19 protein-coding genes are annotated in these 21,567 nt (G+C 64.6%); 16 read left to right on the top strand and 3 right to left on the bottom strand.

The window, feature by feature from the left end:
* Positions 1-28 precede the first annotated feature (28 nt).
* The 14 genes from AC25Y4_RS05945 to AC25Y4_RS05880 all read left to right on the top strand — a co-directional run bounded on the left by AC25Y4_RS05945 (position 29) and on the right by AC25Y4_RS05880 (position 17,844).
* Positions 29-622, top strand: a complete 594-nt coding sequence (locus AC25Y4_RS05945; protein WP_488119427.1) for a YegP family protein — start codon at positions 29-31, stop codon at positions 620-622.
* A gap of 1 nt (position 623) precedes the next feature.
* Entirely contained in the window at positions 624-2,456 is a 1,833-nt protein-coding gene (locus AC25Y4_RS05940; protein WP_488119426.1) for a protein kinase domain-containing protein, read from the top strand.
* A gap of 132 nt (positions 2,457-2,588) precedes the next feature.
* On the top strand, positions 2,589-3,584 hold the full coding sequence (gene pstC, locus AC25Y4_RS05935) for a phosphate ABC transporter permease subunit PstC (protein ID WP_488119425.1): 996 nt from the start codon (positions 2,589-2,591) through the stop codon (positions 3,582-3,584).
* On the top strand, positions 3,584-4,990 hold the full coding sequence (pstA, locus tag AC25Y4_RS05930; RefSeq protein ID WP_488119424.1) for a phosphate ABC transporter permease PstA: 1,407 nt from the start codon (positions 3,584-3,586) through the stop codon (positions 4,988-4,990). The genes pstC and pstA overlap by 1 nt, the downstream gene beginning before the upstream one ends.
* The gene (pstS, locus tag AC25Y4_RS05925; protein WP_488119423.1) at positions 4,990-6,627 is read left to right on the top strand and encodes a phosphate ABC transporter substrate-binding protein PstS; all 1,638 of its coding nucleotides are present in this window, start codon (positions 4,990-4,992) and stop codon (positions 6,625-6,627) included. Before pstA ends, pstS begins: the two co-directional genes overlap by 1 nt.
* 177 nt (positions 6,628-6,804) lie before the next feature.
* Positions 6,805-9,321, top strand: coding sequence for a hypothetical protein (locus AC25Y4_RS05920; protein WP_488119422.1), 2,517 nt, complete (start codon positions 6,805-6,807; stop codon positions 9,319-9,321).
* Positions 9,322-9,440: 119 nt separating this feature from the next.
* Positions 9,441-10,514, top strand: a complete 1,074-nt coding sequence (locus AC25Y4_RS05915; RefSeq protein WP_488119421.1) for a hypothetical protein — start codon at positions 9,441-9,443, stop codon at positions 10,512-10,514.
* Between the two features lie 37 nt (positions 10,515-10,551).
* On the top strand, positions 10,552-11,616 hold the full coding sequence (locus AC25Y4_RS05910) for a hypothetical protein (RefSeq protein WP_488119420.1): 1,065 nt from the start codon (positions 10,552-10,554) through the stop codon (positions 11,614-11,616).
* 163 nt (positions 11,617-11,779) lie between these two features.
* The gene (locus AC25Y4_RS05905) at positions 11,780-12,943 is read left to right on the top strand and encodes a hypothetical protein (RefSeq protein WP_488119419.1); all 1,164 of its coding nucleotides are present in this window, start codon (positions 11,780-11,782) and stop codon (positions 12,941-12,943) included.
* Between the two features lie 6 nt (positions 12,944-12,949).
* Positions 12,950-13,702, top strand: a complete 753-nt coding sequence (locus tag AC25Y4_RS05900) for a hypothetical protein (RefSeq protein ID WP_488119418.1) — start codon at positions 12,950-12,952, stop codon at positions 13,700-13,702.
* Positions 13,699-14,745 carry a sortase gene (locus tag AC25Y4_RS05895; protein ID WP_488119417.1) on the top strand — a complete coding sequence of 349 codons (1,047 nt, stop codon included), beginning with the start codon at positions 13,699-13,701 and terminating at the stop codon, positions 14,743-14,745. The genes AC25Y4_RS05900 and AC25Y4_RS05895 overlap by 4 nt, the downstream gene beginning before the upstream one ends.
* 236 nt (positions 14,746-14,981) lie before the next feature.
* Complete coding sequence (locus tag AC25Y4_RS05890) at positions 14,982-15,755, top strand: phosphate ABC transporter ATP-binding protein (RefSeq protein ID WP_488119538.1); 774 nt, start codon at positions 14,982-14,984, stop codon at positions 15,753-15,755.
* A gap of 54 nt (positions 15,756-15,809) precedes the next feature.
* A complete protein-coding gene (locus tag AC25Y4_RS05885; RefSeq protein WP_488119416.1) occupies positions 15,810-16,460 on the top strand; it encodes a GntR family transcriptional regulator in 651 nt (216 codons plus the stop codon).
* A gap of 73 nt (positions 16,461-16,533) precedes the next feature.
* Positions 16,534-17,844 (top strand): MFS transporter, encoded by a 1,311-nt coding sequence (locus AC25Y4_RS05880; RefSeq protein ID WP_488119415.1) that lies wholly within the window; start codon positions 16,534-16,536, stop codon positions 17,842-17,844.
* Between the two features lie 57 nt (positions 17,845-17,901).
* Here the strand turns inward: AC25Y4_RS05880 and AC25Y4_RS05875 are convergent, their stop codons facing one another.
* Together AC25Y4_RS05875 and AC25Y4_RS05870 are read right to left on the bottom strand one after the other, a co-directional pair.
* Positions 17,902-18,972 (bottom strand): hypothetical protein, encoded by a 1,071-nt coding sequence (locus tag AC25Y4_RS05875; RefSeq protein ID WP_488119414.1) that lies wholly within the window; start codon positions 18,970-18,972, stop codon positions 17,902-17,904.
* Positions 18,973-19,207: 235 nt separating this feature from the next.
* Positions 19,208-19,609, bottom strand: a complete 402-nt coding sequence (locus AC25Y4_RS05870; RefSeq protein ID WP_488119413.1) for an RNA-binding S4 domain-containing protein — start codon at positions 19,607-19,609, stop codon at positions 19,208-19,210.
* A gap of 85 nt (positions 19,610-19,694) precedes the next feature.
* Between AC25Y4_RS05870 and AC25Y4_RS05865 the strand changes: the two genes are divergently transcribed.
* A complete protein-coding gene (locus AC25Y4_RS05865; protein ID WP_488119412.1) occupies positions 19,695-20,216 on the top strand; it encodes an adenine phosphoribosyltransferase in 522 nt (173 codons plus the stop codon).
* A 46-nt stretch (positions 20,217-20,262) separates the two neighbouring features.
* Positions 20,263-20,712 (top strand): NUDIX domain-containing protein, encoded by a 450-nt coding sequence (locus tag AC25Y4_RS05860; protein ID WP_488119411.1) that lies wholly within the window; start codon positions 20,263-20,265, stop codon positions 20,710-20,712.
* Here the strand turns inward: AC25Y4_RS05860 and AC25Y4_RS05855 are convergent.
* Complete coding sequence (locus AC25Y4_RS05855) at positions 20,700-21,545, bottom strand: DUF1295 domain-containing protein (RefSeq protein WP_488119410.1); 846 nt, start codon at positions 21,543-21,545, stop codon at positions 20,700-20,702. The two genes, AC25Y4_RS05860 and AC25Y4_RS05855, sit on opposite strands and share 13 nt — an antisense overlap.
* Between the last annotated feature and the right edge of the window lie 22 nt (positions 21,546-21,567).

Genomic DNA, 21,567 nt, shown 5'->3' with positions numbered 1-21,567 from the left:
CACATCTGTGCCCTCTCACTGGAGACCAATGCCCGCGACGCCGCGCGTGATGTTCACCTCGTTCCAGACGTCAGCCGAACCGCTGCTGCGTGCATGGGTTCGATTCCGCGACGAGATTGTGAATGCGAACCGACTGGTGGCTGATCCTCAGCCTGGGCGCCCGGGGGATCTTTCACCGGGACGAGCCGTTGCCGTCCCTCCCCAGTCCGCTGCCGCGTTGCCTGGCACGTCGGCGTCGTTCCCTGGCACGGGGAGCGCGGGGGTCTGGCGATTGCTCGCGACAAACAACCGGGAACTGGCCAGGAGCTCACACGCATACACCAGCCTGGATGGCGCGCAGGCCCATATCGCCCGCATCCGTGACCGGGTGGATGCCCTGGGCGTGGTCTTCGTACTTGGGCCAAACCCGGGAATGCGCGGGTGGTTCCTGACGCTCGACGGCCATGTCGTTGCGACCTGTGGACGTTGGTACGGAGGCGTTGTGCCGTGCCAGGAATCATCAGCGGCAACCATCGACGGCCTGCGGACGGCGACGATTGCCGAAACGGCGAGGCCAGGCGGACCTCCTGTCGCGCGATCAGGCGCCGCGTCACGCCAGTCCCAGCACGTCCTTGCGTGGTGATATGGGAGACGACGCACTGATCTCCGGCCGATTCCGGCTGGGCGAATTGCTCGGCACCGGCGGCACGGCCTCGGTCTTCGACGCGGATGATGTTCTCGACGGCACCAGGGTCGCGCTCAAGATTCTGCATCCGCACCTTGCTCGCTCGGAGGAGGCGTGCGCCACGTTCGCGGCAGAGGCCCAGACCGCCGGGGTGCTTTCTCATCCGAACATCGTGAGGGTGCTCGCCTCTGGGGTTCATGAAACCGACGAACAGCGGTGTGTCTGGATCGCCCTCCAACGCGCAGATGGCATCACGCTCGCCGAGTACGTTGAGGCGCATGGTGCGCTCGAGGTTGACGATGCGCTCACTGTCGCGGAAGGGATGCTCCGTGCCCTGGAAGCCGCGCATGCCGCCGGCATCGTGCACCGTGACATTTCACCGACCAATGTGATGGTGAACGTTTCCGCCGAGAGCGCGGGGTCAGGACTCGGCCGGAGGATCGAACCTGCGGGTGTGCGTCTACTTGACTTCGGACTAGCCGATATCGCAGGCCGCACGGCTCACGGCGCCGGGGTGCTTGGGGAGGGACGCACGACGCCGCACGAGCGAACCATTGTCGGCAATGCCCACTACTTGTCACCCGAACACGCTCGGGGACTGCCGGTAACAGAGAGCAGCGATCTGTACCACGTGGCCGGGGTGCTCTACTTCGCGCTGACCGCACGACCGCCATTTCCTCGAGCGACGACGGCCGCTGTGCTGGAGGCCCACATTCAGTCGCCGCCGCCCGTGCCCTCTGTTCTCAACCCGTCCTGTTCGAGGTCGGTCGACCGCATTGTGGTTAAAGGCATGCTGAAATCATCAGCGAGTCGCTTCGTTTCCGCGACCGACATGCTGGCCGCGGTGCAGGACGCCAGGTCTGGTCCGATAGTCAGGGGTGCGTGGCCAGGGGAGAAGCGTATGCTCGCACCCCAACACACCCTGTCGGAGTCTGATCGGACGATGGTGATTCCGGCAGGTGCAACCGCGGATCCTGACGCTCTCACGGCGCGTTTGGCGGAAGGCCGCGCCGGGGGAGCAGCGCCGGCCTCCGTGGGGGTGACAACCGGACAACCGGTAACGCGGGATCGTGAGTACGCTGCGGTGCGAAAACGCACAGGAGCCGGGCGTGCAGGTCCCGGCGTTGGCGCTTTTCTCCTGCTTGTTCTCGTCATCGCGGTGGTGTGGTCTGGAGCCGTCACCGGGGACCGACGAGATGATGCCGTGCCCGTCGCGTCCGCGGGGCCGAGCCCGCCAGCATCGACGCCGACCCCGACACCCACACCGACGGATTCACCATCGGCTGTGCCGCTGATGGTGAGCGTTCCCGAACTGGGCACCATGACGCTGAAGGACGCGCTGTCAACACTCGCGAACGCCGGGCTCGTGGCGGGGGAGCTTGCGGTTGAGAATTCCGCTGCCCCCGGCGACACGGTACTCGGCATGAGCCTGCTGGCAGGCACGTCTGTCGCGCCGGGAACCACCGTGGGCCTCGCCGTCGCGTCGGGGTCGAACGTGGTACCGGCCGTCGCTGGCATGACCATGGCGGATGCCGTGGCGGCCGTACGTGCCGCTGGCCTCGACGCCCTGCAATCCGTCAGTGCGGCGCAAGGAATACCCGAGGGTACTGTCATCCAGACCCAGCCGGCAGCCGGTACCGCGTTGCGGCTGGGAACGAGTGTGACCATCGTCTCAGCCGGGCCACAGGCGCCGGTATCGCCGACTCCGACCGCGCCGACGGTACCCGCCGATCCGACGATTTCCCCGATCGCTCCTGCAGCACGGGAGTCGTCGCCGCGCTCGTCGGAATGACGCCGACAGCTCATGTCGTGGCGACTGCTCCTTCACCGCCCGGATGCTTGCCGTTCACCTGCGGCCCCAATTGTGAACGCGGGCTCGAACACTGACGCGCCTGCTCCCAGCTCCACCGATCACAAGGAAGTCATGTCCGAAGCCCAACTTGGCGGCATCACGCGCCGACGCCTTGTCGCCAGGGAGTCCGGTGGAGACCGTGTTTTCCGCGCGGTCAGCTTCGCGGCAGGTACGACGACTGTCGGAATCATGCTCGCAGTCGGCCTCTTCCTGTCGATTCGGGCAGGCTCCGCATTGCAGGTGGCCGGCCCTGCGTTCCTGTGGGAACAGGAGTGGTCGCCCGAGACACAGACCTTCGGTATTGCCGCGGTCCTGTTCGGAACCATCACTGTAGCCCTGGTCGCAATGTGCATTTCCGTACCGCTCGCGCTCGGCACAGCACTGCTGCTGTCTGAGGTGGTTCCCGCCAAAATCAGGCCGACCCTCATCTCGCTGGTCGACCTCATGGCTGCGGTACCGAGTGTTGTCTTCGGCCTGTGGGGCGTGTTTTTTCTCCAGGGCAACGTGCTTCCCGTCTCCCAGTGGCTGTCGACATACCTCGGGTGGATTCCCATCTTCGCCGTCACCTCTCAGACGGGGCAGCAGCTGACGGATGCGAGCGCATTCACATCGTCCGCATTCATCGCAGGCATCGTCGTCGCCCTGATGGTGGTTCCCACCCAGACGTCTGTCATGCGAGAGGCGTTCTCCCAGGCGCCGGCAGGCGAGCGCGAAGGGGCGCTTGCACTCGGTGCCACCCGCTGGGGCATGGTCAGCGCCGTTGTGCTTCCGTTCGGCCGTGGCGGCATCATCGGAGGCACGATGCTCGGTCTCGGCCGTGCACTCGGGGAGACGATCGCCGTGTACATGATCATCTCGCCGATCTTCACGATCAACTGGCAGGTGCTGAAGACAGGAACCAACTCCGTCTCGTCCCTGATCGCACTGCGGTATGGCGAATCAAGTGAGTTCGGCCTCTCCGCGCTGATGGCCGCCGGCCTCGTGCTGTTCCTGATCACCCTCGCCGTCAACTTCACAGCGTCATCCATTGTTGCGCGCTCGCGGTCCGGCGCAGAGAGCGAAGCCTGATGTCCACGATCCTCGAACCCGGCGTGCGCGAACCGGTCGTACGCGAACCGGGCGTGCCCGGGCCCCTCATCGACAGGGACAGCCCCCTCGTCGACACTGAGAGTGAGGTAGTGCTGGCACCTGCGCCGGCACCCACCGTCATCCCGTCCCCCGGGGATCGCCCGATCGGGCCGAAGCGGCGGCTCCGAACGGCAACCATCGACGAGAAATTCAACCTCTGGGGTGCCCTGTTCGCCGGGGGAGCACTCGCCAGCCTGCTGTTCGGGTGGTTCACGCCCATGACGGGCGGCATCGGCTGGGCCGTCGTCGCGTTCGTTGCATTCATCGCCCTGTACGCCGTGCTGGTGGCCCTTCGCTCAAATGGGCAGGATGTCGCAGACAAGGTGATGACGACGCTGTTGTACAGCGCGGGCATCATCCTGGTGGGCGCACTGGTCTTCGTCTTGATCTACACCCTGGTGCGCGGCCGTGAGGCGCTGCCGCACCTGAACTTCTTCACGCAGACCATGGAGCTGGCCGGCCCACTCGATCCCCTCGACATGGGTGGCATCCTGCACGCCATAGTAGGAACTCTCATCCAGATCTCGATCGCCCTGGTCATCACCATTCCGCTCGGCGTGACCACTGCTGTCTTCCTGAATGAGGTTGGCGGCCGCTTCGCGCGGTTCGTCCGCACGATTGCGGATGCGATGACCGCATTGCCCTCGATCGTGGCTGGGTTGTTCGTCTACTCGGCGATCATCACGCTGATCACACACCAGCGTTCAGGGTTCGCCGCCGCAATGGCCATCACCGTCATGATGCTGCCCATCGTGATCAGGGCGTCGGATGTGGTGCTCCGCCTCGTTGCCGGAAACCTTCGTGAGGCGTCGTACGCACTCGGCGGATCACGATGGCGAACCGTCTGGCATGTGGTGCTGCCGACGGCGAAGTCGGGACTGGTCACCGCCGTGATCCTCGGAACCGCGCGAGGAATCGGGGAGACCTCCCCAGTGCTCCTCACCTCAGGTGTGACGGCCGTACTCAACGTGAATCCGTTCTCAGGGCCCATGATTTCGCTGCCGCTCCAGGTGTTCGACTTCGTGAAGTCACCGGAGCCGAACATGATCGCCCGTGGATTCGGGTCAGCTGCCGTGCTGATCATTGTCGTCCTCACCCTGTTCGCCGTGGCCAGGGTGTTCGGCGGCAGGGGTCCTGGACAGCTCTCCTCACGCCAGCGTCGTGCGGCGCTCGCCGCATCTGCTCGCGATGAAGTGCGGATCTCCCGGCGCGACTCAGAACGCAACACAGTCCAGAGCACAGTCCAGAACACAGTCCAGAACACAGTCCAGAGCACAGTCCAGAACACAGTCCAGAACACAGCCCAGCCCGTACCGCCTACAGCAGCTACCAAGGAGACGTCATAGTGACGCGTCGCATCCGCTTGTCCCGTTTCCTCACCGCGTCGTTCGCCTTCCTGCTGCTGTTCCTGGGCGCACTGGGTGGAGTGGGCGCCCCTGCCGCGCTGGCCGACGAGTGGAAGCCGATCTCCGGCACCGGATCAACCTGGTCGCAGAACGCACTCGACCAGTGGCGCAAGAACGTCGCAGCCAACTACGGCATGACGGTGAACTATTCAGGCGTCGGATCCTCGGCGGGGCGGCGCGACTTCGTGCTGGGCAACGTTGACTTCGCGGTGAGCGAGATCCCGTTCCAGACGAGCCCGGAAGACGGTTCCGCACCGGAGCAGCCGACCACCGGATTCGCGTATATGCCCATCGTGGCCGGCGGTACCTCCTTCATGTACAACCTCAAGATTGGCGGCAAGAAGGTCACCAATCTTCGGTTGAGCGGAGAGGTGATCACCAAGATCTTCACGGGCGGCATCACCAACTGGAACGACCCGGCTATCCAGACCGACAATCCGGGACTCGCGATGCCGGACAAGGCGATTGTGCCCGTGGTGCGCTCCGACGGTTCAGGCTCAACCGCACAGTTCACCCTGTGGATGTCGAAACAGCACCCAGACCTGTGGAACGCGTTCTGTTCATCCGTCGGTCGATCGACACCCTGCGGCCTGACCTCGCAGTACCCGACCTTCGGCAACGCCAAGGCCCAGAACGGGTCGCTGGGCGTCGCCGGCTACGTCGGCCAGGACTACGGCGAAGGCGCCATCACGTATGTCGAGTATTCCTATGCTCTGAAATCCGGATTCCCGGTCGCGAAGGTGCTGAACAACGCCGGATACTACGTGGAGCCGACAGCATCCTCTGTGGCCGTTGGCCTGATGCAGGCGGCAATCAACACCGATTCCGCGTCGCCTGAGTACCTCACACAGATCCTCGACGGCGTGTACAACAACGCTGACAACCGCACATACCCGTTGTCGAGCTACTCGTACATGATCGTGCCTACGGCCGTTGCCGGAATCTTCACGGAAGCGAAGGGCAAGACCCTCGGCTCCTTCGCCAGTTACATGTTGTGCGAGGGACAGCAGCAGGCCGCAGCGCTCGGCTACTCGCCATTGCCCATGAACCTGGTGCTTGCCGGGTTCGAACAGATCAAGCGCATCCCAGGAGCCGGGGGTGCCGCTGTCGATGTCAACGCGTGTAACAACCCAACGTTCAAGCCTGGCGATTCGCCAACGAGCAACCAACTGGCGCTCACGGCACCGGCACCGGCCGACTGTGACAAGGCGGGGCCTGACCAGTGCACGACCGGTACGGCAGGGGCAACGGATGACACCCCGGTAAGCGGCTCTGGCGCTGGCGGCAGCGCAGCGGGAGCCCAGGGAACGGATGCCGCAGCCGCAGTTTCGACGGCAGCGTCTGCAGGTGCTACTGCCGTGTACGACGAGAACGGAGCACTGATCAGCGGGAGCAACAGCGCGAGTGGTGCCGCGGTGTCGTCGCCGTTCTCTCTGGCCGACACCGGCTGGGGCACCTCGCAACTGGTCATGCTGTTCGCCGCGTTGCTGTTGATTGCAGGAACAGTGCTTCCGCCGCTCTTCTCGCGGCGGCTCAAGCGATCCGGCAGCGCGCCGGACGCATCCTCGCTCGGCTGATTCGTCGCGCTTCCCCCTGCTCGTTGCGCGCTCGCAACGGATGCTCGTTCTCGTGGCTCTCATTCCGACAGGCGCGGGAGAAGGGTCGTTCCAGACCTGTTCATCCGGGCGTCACCAACCGCTCGTACCGTGACCGCTATCGGCTGAGAATGTGCCGAAAAACCTATGGAGAATTCTGTGAAATCGAGTCGTCGCACGCGGTCGCACCCCACCTGGCTGCGTTCGCTCGTCACGGGAACCGTGGTGGGGGCCTTCGTATCAGCGCTCCTTGCCCTCTCTGGCGTTGTCGTGCCGACGGCATCCGCTGATCAGTCGAGTGCGGTGACCGTGACGGCAGCGAGCCAGGACTCGGATGCTGCCAACGCCCCGTTCCCCGACCTGGCCGTCACGGTCTCCCAGACGCGTGACCTGACCTCACAGGGCGTGACGGTGAGCTGGACGGGCGGCAAGAAGTCGACGGTGCCCGGGTCGGGTCACGGCGGAGAGAACTTCCTGCAGATCGCCCAGTGCTGGGGCGACGACGCGACGGGCCCTGACCGCACCACCTGCCAGTACGGCGGCTTCAACACCCCGGGGGCATCGAGAGACAACTCGGTTGCCGACGACAACGTTGCGGCAGAGGACGCCGCATACACCGCGCCGTCGACCTACTTCACCGTCCCGACCTACACGTCGATCCCGTTCAAGGCAGTCGATGGAAAAGTCATCCGCTCGGTATCAGACGACAATAAGAAGCTTGAAGTCGACGTCAACACCAATGAGTACTTCACCCAATACACGACAAACGAGGTGAAGTGGGCAGGCTCAGGAAGCGACGGGGCCGGCTCGGCAAAGTTCGAGATCCAGACGGCGCTTCAAGCACCGGGGCTCGGCTGCGGCCAAACCGTGAAATCGAGTGACGGCACCTCAAGCCCGCGTTCGTGCTGGCTGGTCGTGATCCCACGCGGCACAGCGGATGTCGGCGAGGCGCACGTGGTGAACTCCGGACTGTTCTGGAACAGCTGGAAGCACCGCGTCGCCTTCCGGCTCGACTTCAAGCCTCTCGCCGCCACCTGCACCATCGGCGCTGCTGAGCGCCAGCTCTCTGGGAGTGAGTTGGTCGCCGGTGCCGTCGCATCGTGGCAGCCGACACTGTGCACCAAGGCGGGAACCGCCACATACACGTTGAGCACCGGGACGGAGTCCGACGCGCTCGCCTCGGCGAACGGCACAGTCACCGCCCCGTTGGCGCTGACGTCCAGGGCGCTCTCCTCGAGCACCTCCGAGGTCGCAGACTCGCTCACGTACGCCCCGGTGGCGCTCACCGGGCTGTCGATCGCCTTTGCGATTGATCGCCAGCCGAGAGACGTGGCGGCCACTGATCCCGAGTATCTGGCCAAGGCTGGAATGTCGTTCAGTGAGCTCAAGCTCACCCCGCGGCTGGTGGCGAAGCTGCTCACCAACTCCTACCTCGACTCGTTGCCTACATACGCCGACAAGACCCACGTCGGCTACTTGAGCCCGGAAAAACCAGGTCACAACGCCCGCAACCTCACGCAGGATCCCGAGTTTCTCGCCATCAACGATCCCGAGTGGGCAGTCCAGACCCTGATGGGACCATCGTTGGCCGACCTTCTCGTTCCCCAGGGGCGATCGGATGCCGCGTGGCAGCTCTGGCGCTATGTCATGTCAGACCAGGCGGCAGCTGATTTCCTGGCCGGTGTGCCGGACGAGTTCGACATGATTGTCAACCCGTGGAGCGAGACGACCGACGAGGGAAACAAGAGCGGCAGCGCCCTCATCCTTCCCCGCGATAATCTGCCGAAGGCCGACCCCATCCAACAGGACGAATCCACTGCCCTCGGCGGCGCCGTCAACCTCGTGACCTGGCGACCGTACACAACCGACCTCGACACGAGCGCGTATCTCGCTCTTCGTGGCGATGGTCAGGTGCTTGGCGCCTGGGATGCCGTGTCGATCCCGCACAAATACGGAAAGAGCGTGCGTGACCTCACCGGCTACCAGCATGTTCTCGCCCTCACCGATACGGCATCCGCAGCCAAATACCAGATCGTATCTGCCTCGCTGCTGAATGCTGCGGGCAACTATGTGGCCCCGACGACCGAGTCGCTCACTGCAGCTGCCGCCGCTATGACGTCGGTCGCCGAGCAGCCGCAGGTCTATGAATATGATCCAGCCGGCGAGGGCGCGAAGGCTGCGGCGAATGCCTATCCGCTGGCGATGCCGGTGTATGCGGCCGCCAACCCTGCGCAGGCGGATGCCGCTGCGCGCGCAGACTACGCCGGCTTCATCCGCTATGCGGCCACCCTCGGACAGGAGCCTGGCACGGCTTCCGGCTTGCTGCCTGCAGGTTATGCGCCGCTGCCGCAGGGCTGGCGCGAACAGGCCGTGACGGCCGCGAACGCCATTCAGTCGGGTGTCCCCACTGTCGTGTCGAAGCCCGCGACCGCCTCGCCGACAGCGAGCACGCCGACGACCGTCAGGAAACCGACCGTCCCTGGCGCTGTGGCAGCCGCCCCAACTGCAGCGGCTCCGGTGGCAACCGGAGCTGTGGCCGCCGCGCTGCTGGGCAACGCCACCCCTGCCGATCCCGATACCGGCCCGATCTCCGCTGCCGTACCAGGGGGATTGCTCGCCGGTCTGGGGGCCGCGGCCGCCGTGCCGCTGTTCACACGCATCAGAAGGCGAAGCTGATGCCCGAAATCTTGGATAGTCCGGCACTCACCGGAGCGTCCAGGTCGACGCACCCGCGCCAGCGGTTGCTCGAACGCTCCACCCGAAGTGCTCGTCCAACCCATTCGAAAGGTATCAAAGTGAAGTCGAAGAAAGCTGTCGCGCTCTGCGCGACGCTCGGTCTGACCCTGGCCGGTCTTGCTGTCGCCGTTCCGGCGCACGCTGACGTGGTCTCCAACAGTTACGTGCTTGTTGGTTCTGACACCCTGCAGGACTCTGTCAACGCACTCGCCAACGGCACCACAATCACCGGTTCGTCAGTCCGAGTCACCGCTGCCGGAAACTCGATCGGCTCGTTTGACGCCACCGGTTCTGCCGCCATCCAGACGAAGCCCGGCGGCGCGTACTTCTCGCGCCCGTCCGGCTCTGGCGACGGCGTGACGGCGCTCCTGGCGTCGATCAACGGCACGGCGTACACCAACAACAATGGCACTCCTGCTGCCACGGTCACTGGTTTGATCGACATTGCCCGCTCGTCGAGCGCCCCTACCCAGAGCAACACGGGCCTGGTGCAGTACTTCCCATACGGCCGTGACGCTCTGTCATACGCGTACAAGGGCGGCACTGGCCTTGGCGAGATCTCGGCGGCCAACCTGAAGCTGCTCTACAGCTGCGATGCCGCGACACGGTCTGCGTTCGGCAACGTCACACCTGTTCTGCCCCAGGCCGCCTCCGGCACCAGGAAGTTCTTCCTCACCGCCATCGGCAACCCGACCATCGGCAACTGCGTCCTGCAGAACGAGGTCATCGAGAACGACGGCAGCGTTCTCGCCGACAACCAGCTCATCCCGTTCTCGGTCGCCAGCTGGGTGGCCCAGAAGAGCGGTGCTGGCCAGGACCGCACCAGCACGGCAACCCTCGGCAGTGCTATCCCCGGCACTGCGCCGTTCACCGGCACCGGCAGCGCGACAGTGCCGAACGCGGCGTACTACAGCAACGCCACGTTCGGTCGCGACACGTACGTTGTCGTCGAGTTCGCCCGTGTCGACCAGACCAACCCCAAGTTCGACCAGGCGCTGGCCGACCTCGTCGACCGCACCAAGCCCAAGAGCCTGACGAACTTCAGCGTCGGATCGCTCACCTCTGGTGCGGTCAAGACAAAGTTCGGCTTCCTCGCACCGTCAAGCACCACCGCGATCCGCGCATCCAAGTAGTCCTTCTGCACCTCGATGTGAAATGAAAGGCAAGAAAATGTTCAAGAAAAATATCGTTCGGGTCGCGTCTGTCGCTCTCCTCGCGACGTCGATCGTCGGAATGTCCGCCGTTGCGGCGAACGCGGCACCCCAGGCGAATGGATCCGACGGTCCCGTCTACATCTACGAACCGATGGATGAGGTGCGTTACGCGGACAACTACGTGTTCGCGTGGGACGAATCAGTCGGCGGATCCCCGTCTGCCACAGACCCGCACGCGAAATTCTCCTGCTCGGCTGACGCGACGTCTGTCAGGACCTTCCTTGCCCCGCAGGGCCAGGAGCGCGCCCCCAAGAACTGGTCGGCCTACGCGGACGGCGGGTTCACCGCGCCGGGCAGCAAGGACGTCATGTTGATCACCACCACACCGATCGAGCAGATCCTCGGACTGATCGGCCAGGGCGCGGTCAAGGCGGTCGGCGGCAACTACAGCGTCGGCATGGCGTGCCTGAAGGACAACCACGTCAACCTGGCGTCGTCCGGTGTCTGGTACGCCAGCATCTCGATCACACCGGGCACCGGCGCATACACGGTGGCTCTTCCCTCTGATGCCCCGGTCACCGCGCCCGTCGATCCGTCCCAGCAGGGCAGCATCGATATCTCGGCCGGTGCCATCGCGGCAGCCGACGGCGCACTCAGCCTTGAAGTTCCGGCTGGCGCAAGCGCAACGCTCGCAGCTCCGACGCTGGTGAACAACCTGTCAACGGCAACGGGCACGCTCCCGACCTTCACGGTGAAGGATGGCCGTGTCGTGTCGCTGAAGGGCTGGGATCTGACCGCCACGGTGCAGAACTTCACCAACTCGGCTGATGCAGCGGTGACGATCGACTCCAAGCAGCTCGGCGTCGCCCCGAAGGTCGTCACGTCGACGGCATCCGGTGTGGTCGCGGCAGCCGCGCACATTGCGGGCAGCTCGACTCCGTTCACCACCTTCGCCTCGGCACCCGCCGGGCAGGCTGTCGGTGACACGGTACTCGGTGCCGACCTCACCTTCGTCGCGCCGGCTGGCAAGGCCGCTGGTACCTACACCTCGAAGCTCACGCTCACGCTCGCTTCGAAGTAGTCCAGCACGCAGCACCACGGCGGGAGGAACGCGTTCAGCGCGTCCCTCCCGCCAGGGTGTGTGTGCGCCGACATGAGTCACCAGCGTCCACCCGTTTACTTTCGTTCACAGCTCGTTCAGCCCCGCGAGGGGTGCACGACAACATCCTTTGGACTAATGAACCGTGCTCTCCATTTCATACTTCCCTGAGCGTCTGCGACGTGTGCGCGCTGGGCTCACTGCGGCACTCGTGCCTGCCCTTCTGCTCGGCATTGTGATGGCATCGTCTGCATCCCTGCCGGCAGTAGCCGACGAGACAGACGGCATCTCCGGTTCGCCGGGCACAGTGGAGGGAGCCGATACACGTTCCCGGTTCAGCTACCAGGCTGAGCCAGGCCAGCACCTTGACGACTACTACGTCGCGCGCAACACCGGCACGACGCCGCAGACCCTGACCATCTTTGCGAGCGACGCCTACAACTCGGAGGACGGTTCGTACGGTCTTCTCGACACCGATGCAGCTCCGATCGACGCCGGGAGCTGGGTGAGTTTCGACAATGGTGCCAAGCAGCTCAGTATCCCGCTGGATCCCGGTGCCTCCCAGGTCGTCCCGTTCTCCGTCGATGTCCCGGCTGATGCGACGCCGGGTGACCACGCTGGTGGAGTAGCCATCTCAGTGCAATCAGCGGTGGGTGAAGTTCTCGTCGACCGCCGTGTTGCCACGCGCCTGTATGTGCGTGTGCCAGGCGAGCTCCAGCCTGCGCTGACCATCAGCAACATCGAGGCGTCGTACGCGCCGAGCCTCAACCCGCTCGACGGGCTGACGACAGTGACGTTCACCGTCGCCAACAATGGCAACATCGCGCTCGGCGCGCACATGGTGATCGGCGTGAAAACGCTGTTCGGCATCGGTGCAGGCGATCTCGTGCGCCAGGAACTCTCCGAGATGCTCCCAGGGGCAACCCGGACCGTATCGATCGACGTTCCAGGCGTCGGCCAGTTCGGCTACCTCAATCCATACGTTCGGATGGCGCCAACCGTTGAACAGGACGCATTGAACCCCGGCGCCCTGCGAGAGGTCAGTCGCGACACCATGATTGTCGCGATGCCATGGTGGTTGCTCGTCCTTGTGCTTGTGGGCGGTTCGCTCTGGCTGTTCACCCGACTCCGGGCGAAGCGCGACGAGAAGAATGCCAAGGCATGGATCGCGTACACAGAGGCTGAAGCCGAGCGCAAGGCTCGTGAAGCTGCACCTGAGCCCGCACTGGTTGCCAGCGGTGGCGAGCCTGCGGCATCCGCTTCGTCGTTCCCGTCGCCCTCGCCGTCGCCGTCAGCAGACGGGCGGTAGGGGACGATGGCACATTCTCGACGCACCCCGACCAGGCGAACAGCCGCGCTCCTTACACTCGGGCTCACGTTCGCACTCGGTGCAACGCTCGGCTCAGCCGGAGTGGAGAACGCAAAGGCTGCAGATGATCCCGACGGAATGGGTATCACCGTTCAGGTGACGCCGTCACCGGTCGGATCAGCGTCCACGGGTACAGGTTCGACGACCTCGCCACGACCAGGCGCGGGCTCCGCACCCGGATCGACGTCGGTCGCGACGCCAGGTGCAGAAACCGGCGGCGACAATGGCGGCGACAATGGGGAGGACATCGGGGGAATCCTCTATCTCAGCGGCCTCTCGACCACGCATCATCCGTCGCTCAATCCGCTGCGCGGTGAGCTCGTCGTTGAATTCACGGTTCGCAATGCGTCGGACACAGCGATGGATGCCAGTGCCCATTTCTGGGTCGATGGTCCGTTCGGAAACACCATCAGCGATGTTGATTCTGTGCCTGTCACGGCGCTGGCCCCCGGCGAATCACGAGTCGTGTCGGCGACGCTGCCCGGCATCGGCCAATGGACGATCTTGAACGCGCACGCGGTGTTCACACCGCCGAACTCCGTTGATGGCGTGTCCCTGACCGCTGTGACCCGGGATGGGATGGTCATGGCAGCGCCGTGGTTCCTGATCCTGGTCGTCACCAGCGGGGGAGCCCTGTTCGGAATCGTGCTTGCCGTGCGCAGGGTGCTCGCCGCCCGGATTGTGCCGGGGCTCGCGTGACAATCATCGACGAAGAACACCGGTCAACGGATGACGCAATCGGCGCAGCGAGCGACTCGCGCGGCAGCGGCCGCAGAGGCACGCCGTCGAACTCAAAGCCGCCGAAACCGCCCAAGCCACCGAAGCCTCCGCGCGCAGCAGTCATCCCCAAACCGCCGCGCCGGCCACCGAAAGCACCGGTCCTCCAGCCCCCGCTGACCAACACGCAGGTCCTCGCCCGCGGATGCCTCGCGCTCGTTGCTGCGCTCATGCTGGGCTTCGTACTCAACCTGATGGTGCTCAGTCATGTGCAGCATCTGGTTTCACAGCAGAAGCTGGAGAACTCGTACCGCCAGCAGCTCTCAGACGGCACGGCGCCCGTGAGCGAAGGGACCGTCGACAACGTCCTGCTCAGCAACGGCGACCCCGTCGCCGTTCTCGATATTCCTGCTATTGGCGTTCATGAAGTCGTGGTCGAGGGGACGGCATCCGGAACCCTGATGAACGGACCTGGGCATCGTCGCGACACCGTGCTGCCTGGCCAGGCAGGGGTGAGCGTGATCATGGCGCGTGCCGCCACCTACGGCGGGCCGTTCTCACGTCTCCAGGAGCTGGCTCCCGGTGAGGAGTTCACCGTGATCACCGGGCAGGGCGAGCAGACCTTCTCCGTCATCGGTGTGCGTTATGCCGGCGATCCAGCGCCGCCTGCCCTGAAAGCCGGGCAGTCGAGGCTCATTCTTGAGACTGCTCGTGGGCCGGCATACGTTCCCACCGGCGTTGCGCGAGTGGATGCCCAGCTCACGAGCACAACCCAGCCAGCCGGCATCCGCCAGAGTTCATTTGCGCTGCTGGCGCCGGCTGACAAGGAAATGGCAACCGACGCCTCGACGGCATGGGCGCTGGTCTTCGCGCTGCAGTTGTTCCTGGTGCTCGAACTCGCGGCGGTGTGGGCGTATCGCCGCATCGGTGCGCAGAAGACCTGGATCGTTTTTGTTCCCGTCCTGCTCCTCGGAGGCCTGTTCGTTGCCGACCAGGTCACCAGGCTTCTCCCGAACCTGCTGTGACAGAAAGAAGTGATGTGACCATGTCCGATCTCGCGCCCGACCTTGAGCTCCCTCCATCGACCGGCATCACGGTCGGCCACGCGCCGTCGTCCAATTTCGAATCTGGCCAGACGGAGGTATTGCCGGTCCAGTCAACGCGGCGTGGTCTGATCGCACGCGCACGGCTCCCGCGTGCGCGTGCGTCCAGCCCCGTAACAGCCAGCCCCTTTATAGACAGTTCGGCCCCTCTCGAACCGCTGGCAACGCTGGATGCGCGCAACATCACCGCGTGGTTCGGCGACCACCAGGTGCTCGACCGCGTGTCGCTCACTATGCCTGCCGGTGTTGTCACAGCGTTGATCGGGCCGTCCGGCTGCGGCAAGTCCACCTTCCTCCGCATCCTGAACCGCATGCACGAATTGATACCGTCGGCGAGCATGGCCGGTGAGGTTTTGATTGACGGCGACGACATCTACGACACGAGTCGCAGCCTGGTCGAGGCACGCAAAAGTATTGGAATGGTATTCCAGAAGCCGAACCCGTTCCCTGCGATGTCGATCTACGACAACGTCGTCGCCGGACTCAGGCTCACCGGCACCCGGGTCTCGCGCGACGAACGCGACTTCCTCGTTGAGTCGTGCCTGACGAAGGCCGGGCTGTGGAAAGAGGTACGCGACCGACTGCGGGCGCCAGGCGGCGGGCTTTCAGGCGGCCAGCAGCAGCGGCTGTGCATTGCCAGGTCGCTCGCGGTGAAGCCACGGGTCCTGCTGATGGACGAGCCGTGTTCTGCCCTCGACCCGACATCCACTCGTGTCATCGAAGAGACGATGCTCGAGCTCGTGAACGACGTCACCATCGTGATCGTCACCCACAACATGCAGCAGGCCCAGCGTGTCTCTCAGCAGTGTGCATTCTTCCTGGCATCGCAAGGCCAGCCGGGTGCGATCGTTGAACATGGAGACACGGATGCCATGTTCTCCAGTCCGATTGATCCCCGCACGTTTGACTACGTGAACGGCCGATTCGGGTAGTCGACCTGGTGTAAGATTCTTCTTGTATCTATGATGCATGTTAGAGGAGCACCAGTGAGTGACGCGATCGTCAATGAGTCAGCGGCAGAGCGCGCATACGCCGACGTGAAGGGTCGCATTCTCGACCGCAGCATCGAAGGCGGAACCTTGCTCAGCGAGGGTGAGATCGCCCTCGAGCTCGGCATCAGCCGCACTCCGGTGCGCGAGGCGTTCCTGCGTCTGCAGGCAGAGGGCTGGATGAAGCTGTACCCGAAGCGCGGGGCACTCGTCCGCGAAGTCCGACCCCGCGAGATCAACGAGGTGTTGGAAGCGCGGCGACTCATTGAGTCGGCTGCCGTCGCCAACATCGCGAACGATGCAGACGCCACCCGCGAGCTGTCCGCTCGCCTTGGCGAACTGATCGCCCAGCAGGAAGAGGCCGTGCGCTCCGGCGACATCGATGAGTTCGCCGTCGCCGATGTGGCCTTTCACCAGGCCGTGGTCGAGGCCGGTGGCAACAGCATCCTGAGCGAGGTGTACCAGACCCTGCAGGATCGCCAGCGTCGCATGGCCACGCGTTCGGTGTGGCTGCAGACGGGCCGCTCAGAGCGAATCGTCCAGCAGCACAAGGAGCTGGCTGCCCTCATCGCCAGCCAGGACCTTCGCCACTTCGCCCACGAACTCGATGTGCACATGCGCGACATCCATCAGGATCTCCTGTCCTAATCCAGTCCATCTCTGGACCCATCTTCACTGCGCCAACGCCGCCGCCTTCATCCATTTCGAAGGAGTAGCCACAATGGCGCTCGGCACCGCATCCATCCGCCTCCCCGCACCGACACCCGCACGTGGGCTGCCGAACGCGGGCACCACACCGACCGGTCGTCGACCGTTGCCCGGGCGTGGCCGCATCGCGGGCATCCCAGCCTGGCTGCGTGCCTGTGGTGCGCTGTTCGCCGTGGCATGGGGCGGCAATGAGTTCACGCCTCTTCTGGTGATGTACCGCGAGGTGAACGGGCTCACCAACCAGGCGGTCAACGTGCTGCTGGGCGCGTACGTGCTCGGCATCGTGCCTGCCCTGCTCATCGGCGGTCCTCTCTCCGACCGCTACGGGCGCCGACCGCTCATGTTCCCCGCGCCGGCCCTGGCGATTGTGGGCAGCATGCTTCTCGCGCTGGGCAGCCTTGAGCCAACGCTGCTCCTCATCGGTCGTGTCTTCTCCGGCCTCGCACTCGGACTGGTGATGGCCGTCGGCACGAGCTGGGTGAAGGAACTCTCACAGGCACCGTTCGATCGATCAACGGATGCCGGCACTGGCGCCCGCAGGGCCTCACTCGCACTGACGGCCGGCTTCGGTTCAGGCGCAGTGGTCGCCTCGATCCTCGCCCAGTTCGGCCCGCTACCAAGCGTGTTGCCATACATGGTGAACATCGCTGTCACCCTCGTGCTCTGGTTCAGCATGTGGGGAGCCCCTGAAACCCGCCGTCGCCGTGAAACGTCAGGCAGGCTTCGCGACGACCTCAAGGTGCCGGCTGTCTGGCACCGCCGATTCCTGTTCGTGGTGCTGCCCATGGCGCCCTGGGTCTTCGGTACTGCTGCTGCCGCATATGCGATCCTCCCCGGCGTGATGATGACCATGGTTCCCGGCATGGAGGTCGGCTTCTCCGGGCTGCTCTGCTTCGTGGCACTCAGCTGCGGCATCATCAGCCAGCAGGTGGCCAAGCGGCTCGACTCCCGGCACTCTGCCCGCGCCATCGCGATAGCCATGATCGTGGCTGTTGTCGGTCTGGTCGGCGCTGGGTGGGCATCCGCTGAACTGTCACTCGTCCTTGCCCTGGTGGCGGCGGCCGTGCTCGGCGCGGCCTATGGGCTGCTGCTGGTATCCGGCCTGCTGGAGGTTCAGCGGATTGCGGGGCCTGACGACCTGGCCGGACTCACCGCTGTGTACTACTCATTCACCTACCTCGGATTCTTTGTGCCGGCCATTCTCGCCCTGTTGAACCCGTGGTTCAGCTACCCGGTCATGTTTGTTGCCGGGGCGGTGCTGGCCATCGTCTGCCTCGGCCTGATTCTGATCGGGTCGCGCAGGCACCTGCCCAAACCGGTCTAATCAACGGCGCGTCGAACAAGGCACCGTCAGCTGACATGCTTGCCTGGCCATCCAGCCTCAGGCGCTCTGCACGCCTTCCGGCATCTCTGGGTGCAGCTTGGCCCACCAGAACCTGACTTCTTCGTAGAAGCGGTCGGCAATGGCATCCGCTCCTTCGTCGGTTGTGACACCGATCGTGTACGGACGACTTGCCGGCGCTGCCTGGATGCCCCCGGTCGTGTCCGCCATCGGACGTACCTGCCAGGTCCCGGTGCCAGGAATCGCATCGAGATAGACACGATCGGCGACGCGCACACGGATGAAGCTGGGCTGGTCAGGATCGCCGTCAATGAGTTCCATGGTGATCTCGGCCTCTGGCCAGTGGGTCCACAGCCTGGTGACGATGTCGCCGCTGAGCGAACCCTCTACTGTCTGCGTCACGGTCTGCGTCACGGTGACGTCCTCTCGAGGCATGAATGGAATCAGGGAGTGGGAGGTGGCGATGAAAATCGCGCTCAGCACCAGGGTGAGGGCTGCAAGCGACTCTCCGAGAACGAACTTTCGACGGTATCGCCAGGGAACCGCGCCGCGTCGAAGGATGCGGTGGGCCGGAATGGTCCAGGCCAATCCGAGCACGGCCATCGGTATCGCGACGGGTGGGAACCAGGCGACCAGAAGGGACAGAGCACTGATGGTGGTACCTGGCACCGCTCGCACCAGGGTGCGGCCGGTCCTGGCCGCCTCGCTCTTCGGTGGAATGACCGTCTCGTATTCGCCGGCGAGTTCGGAGAGCGCAGCCGCACGCGCGTGCTTGCCCGCGCCCTGGATCGGCTCTGCGTAGCGGCCGATGCGGGGAGGAGGCGGCATCCCGATGCTGTCGTGCCTGCTGTCGTGCCCATTGTCATTACTGTCGGCGCTCTGGGAAGCCCTCAGCTCTGGCGTGAGATCAGGGGTGCCCATGAGCCAAAACGGCGCGTCTTCGGGAAAGATCGCCAGCGCGGCCTTCCACTGGTCGAAATAGAGTGACAGCGATTCTGTGCTGGCGGCGACCCGCGGGGCGAACCGATTCTCGACGACCATGCCGATTTCACGGCGTCCCCAGTAGGTCGACCACGCGACGCGGAACTCATCGAACGTCAGTTCGCGCATGCTGCCTTCCGTGTCTGACTACTCTGTCTGTCTGGCGGAACTAGGTTACCTGTGCCGGGCGTGGTCGGCGCCATTCACGAGCGCCAGGTACTGAATACCGGACGAATCGTTCGATTGTCGTCGAAAACAGGATAAATCGGCCACTTTCGGAGCGACCTTCCTGTATTCGCGCGCTCGTTCCTCAATCAGCGGATGGTGACGACCCGCGCGGACGGCAGACGTGAGGCCGCCGGCCTCAGTCCTCGTCGTCGACCGATGCCGACCCGTCGCGACCACGCAGATGCTCAAGCTCTCGACGCTCGCGTTTGGTCGGGCGCCCAGCGCCACGCTCCCGCACCGGAAGCATCGCCACTTCTTCGCGCGGCGGCGGCGGAGGCGTCTTGTCGACGTAGCACTCGGCCGCGATGGCAGGACCTACACGCTTGGTGACGATTCGATCGACGATCAGGATCCGATCGAATCCGGCAGAACGCACCCGTACTTCATCGCCGATCCGAATGGGTTGGGCCGATTTCGCGCGATCGCCGTTCACCCGAACATGGCCGGCGCGGCACGCGGCAGTCGCCTGCGAGCGGGTCTTGTACATTCGTACCGCCCACACCCAGCTATCAACGCGTGCGCTCACCAGCGGTTCCATGCTTCGACTCTAGGCGGTGGCGCTGCCACCAGGGCGCCAGCCAGACCAGAGCAAGCGTCCAGCTGTCACCGAGTATTCTTGAGGGGTGCCTTCTGCTGCTGAAAACGTGAATTCCCTGCTCGCTTCCTACCCAAACTTTCCTCAGGAAGGAATTCTGTTCCGCGACCTGAACCCCGTGTTCGCCAACGCGGCAGCTTTCCGATCCATCATTGATGAACTCGTCTCGTCGTCCGGTGAGTTCGACGCGGTGGCCGGCATTGAGGCCAGAGGGTTCCTGCTCGCCGCAGCTGTTGGCTATGCAGCAGACGTCCCGGTTCTCGCGGTCCGAAAGGGCGGCAAGCTCCCCGGCACCGTTCTCTCCGAGGAGTACTCGCTCGAGTACGGCACCGCCCGCCTCGAACTTGAGGTCGGTCAGCTTGCACCGGGCACGCGCGTGCTCATCCTCGATGACGTGCTGGCGACCGGCGGTACGATCGCCGCAACCGCGTCGCTGATCCGCCGCGCCGGCTATGTCGTCGCTGGCGCCGGTGTCGTGATCGAACTCAGCGACCTCGATGGCCGCGCACGCATCGGCGACGTCCCCACCCGCGCAATCGTGTCCTTCTGAGTCAGGCGCACCAATGCCAGCGGATGTTCTGGGGCATGCTGAAGGCATGAGTGGAAGTGGTGACGCCTGGGTCTTCGCGCCCGACGGCCGCAAATTCTGGGGCCGCTACGGCGCTGCCGGACTGCTTGTGCACCATCCCGTCGCCGGTGTCCTTTTGCAGCACCGCGCCACCTGGAGTCACTTCGGCAACACCTGGGGTCTGCCAGGGGGAGCAAGGCACGCCGGCGAATCGGCCGAACAGGCAGCCCTGCGTGAGGCGAACGAAGAGGCCGGAGTGCCTGCCGACCTGGTTCGCATCCGCTTCACGTCTGTGTTCGACCTGGAGTTCTGGTCGTACACGACTGTCGTGGCCGAGGCCGTCGAACTCTTCCAGCCCGTGATCAGCGACCCGGAGAGCATCGAGCTGCGCTGGGTGCCGGTCGACGCCGTGGCGAACCTGCCCCTGCACCCGGGGTTCGCCGACAGCTGGGCAGGCCTCCGCGCTCAGCTCGCCTGATTTTCGGCGCCGGCGCCCACAGCAGTGGCAGGATGCCGGGGAAACCACGGAATGATCGCCGATGTGCGCCGTTGGTATTCGGTGTACTCCGGGTAGCGCTCCCGGCTGATGCTCTCTGTGAACACCGTCGACCCGATGAAGAGTGCCGTCAGCAACACCGCACCGACGACGGTCCACTGCCAGAGCGAACCGGCCGCGATCGCTCCGAAGAGGAAGAACGCCCACCACTGCGCCTGCTCGAAGAAGAAATTCGGGTGCCGAGAGTAGCGAAAGAGCCCGTCCTGCAGGAAACGCGGTGACGGGGTGCGGCCGGCAGCCTGTTCCAGTCGCTTCCAGGCGTGGAATGCCCACTGCTGCTGGTCCGCGATGGTCTCCCCGGCGAGGAGGGCCAGGAACAGGATGGCGACGAGCCCGTCGAGCACGCCGAACGGGGTGCCGCGGTGCTGGAACGCCGTCAGGGCGGGCAGCGTGATGAGCAGCAAAATGATGTTCTGGTAAATCGAGATGAACAGCAGGTTGAAGAGCCCGAACTGCCACGGCTTCAGCCGATGGCGCAGCACCACCCAGCGGTAGTCCTCGCCGCCCGGCGCATAACCGCCTTTGCGCGCGAAATTGAACGTGAGCCGTACGCCCCACAGCGTCACGAGCATGGCCATCACATTCAAGCGGATGTCGGCGAGACCAGCCGCCGCAGCAAAGGTCCACACATAGACGACGGGGATGATCGACCAGATGCGATCAACCCACGAATTCTCCTTCGTGATGAGCGAGAACACCCAGGTGACGATGCAGCTGGCGACGAAGATCCACAGGCACACAATGAGGGCATCCATGGCAGGAGCATAGGCGAGAATG

Source organism: Leifsonia sp. Y878 (genome assembly GCF_057669685.1).
This window is presented reverse-complemented; position numbering and strand designations above follow the sequence as displayed.

Bases quoted from the DNA above. Each gene is read 5' to 3' on its own strand.
- AC25Y4_RS05940 (WP_488119426.1), top strand. From the start codon at position 624: ATGGGAGACGACGCACTGATCTCCGGCCGATTCCGGCTGGGCGAATTG.
- AC25Y4_RS05855 (WP_488119410.1), bottom strand. From the start codon at position 21,545: ATGGATGCCCTCATTGTGTGCCTGTGGATCTTCGTCGCCAGCTGCATC.
- AC25Y4_RS05860 (WP_488119411.1), top strand. From the start codon at position 20,263: ATGAGTGGAAGTGGTGACGCCTGGGTCTTCGCGCCCGACGGCCGCAAA.
- AC25Y4_RS05910 (WP_488119420.1), top strand. From the start codon at position 10,552: ATGTTCAAGAAAAATATCGTTCGGGTCGCGTCTGTCGCTCTCCTCGCG.
- pstA (WP_488119424.1), top strand. From the start codon at position 3,584: ATGTCCACGATCCTCGAACCCGGCGTGCGCGAACCGGTCGTACGCGAA.
- AC25Y4_RS05870 (WP_488119413.1), bottom strand. From the start codon at position 19,609: ATGGAACCGCTGGTGAGCGCACGCGTTGATAGCTGGGTGTGGGCGGTA.
- AC25Y4_RS05900 (WP_488119418.1), top strand. From the start codon at position 12,950: ATGGCACATTCTCGACGCACCCCGACCAGGCGAACAGCCGCGCTCCTT.
- AC25Y4_RS05880 (WP_488119415.1), top strand. From the start codon at position 16,534: ATGGCGCTCGGCACCGCATCCATCCGCCTCCCCGCACCGACACCCGCA.
- pstC (WP_488119425.1), top strand. From the start codon at position 2,589: ATGTCCGAAGCCCAACTTGGCGGCATCACGCGCCGACGCCTTGTCGCC.
- AC25Y4_RS05875 (WP_488119414.1), bottom strand. From the start codon at position 18,972: ATGCGCGAACTGACGTTCGATGAGTTCCGCGTCGCGTGGTCGACCTAC.
- AC25Y4_RS05945 (WP_488119427.1), top strand. From the start codon at position 29: ATGCCCGCGACGCCGCGCGTGATGTTCACCTCGTTCCAGACGTCAGCC.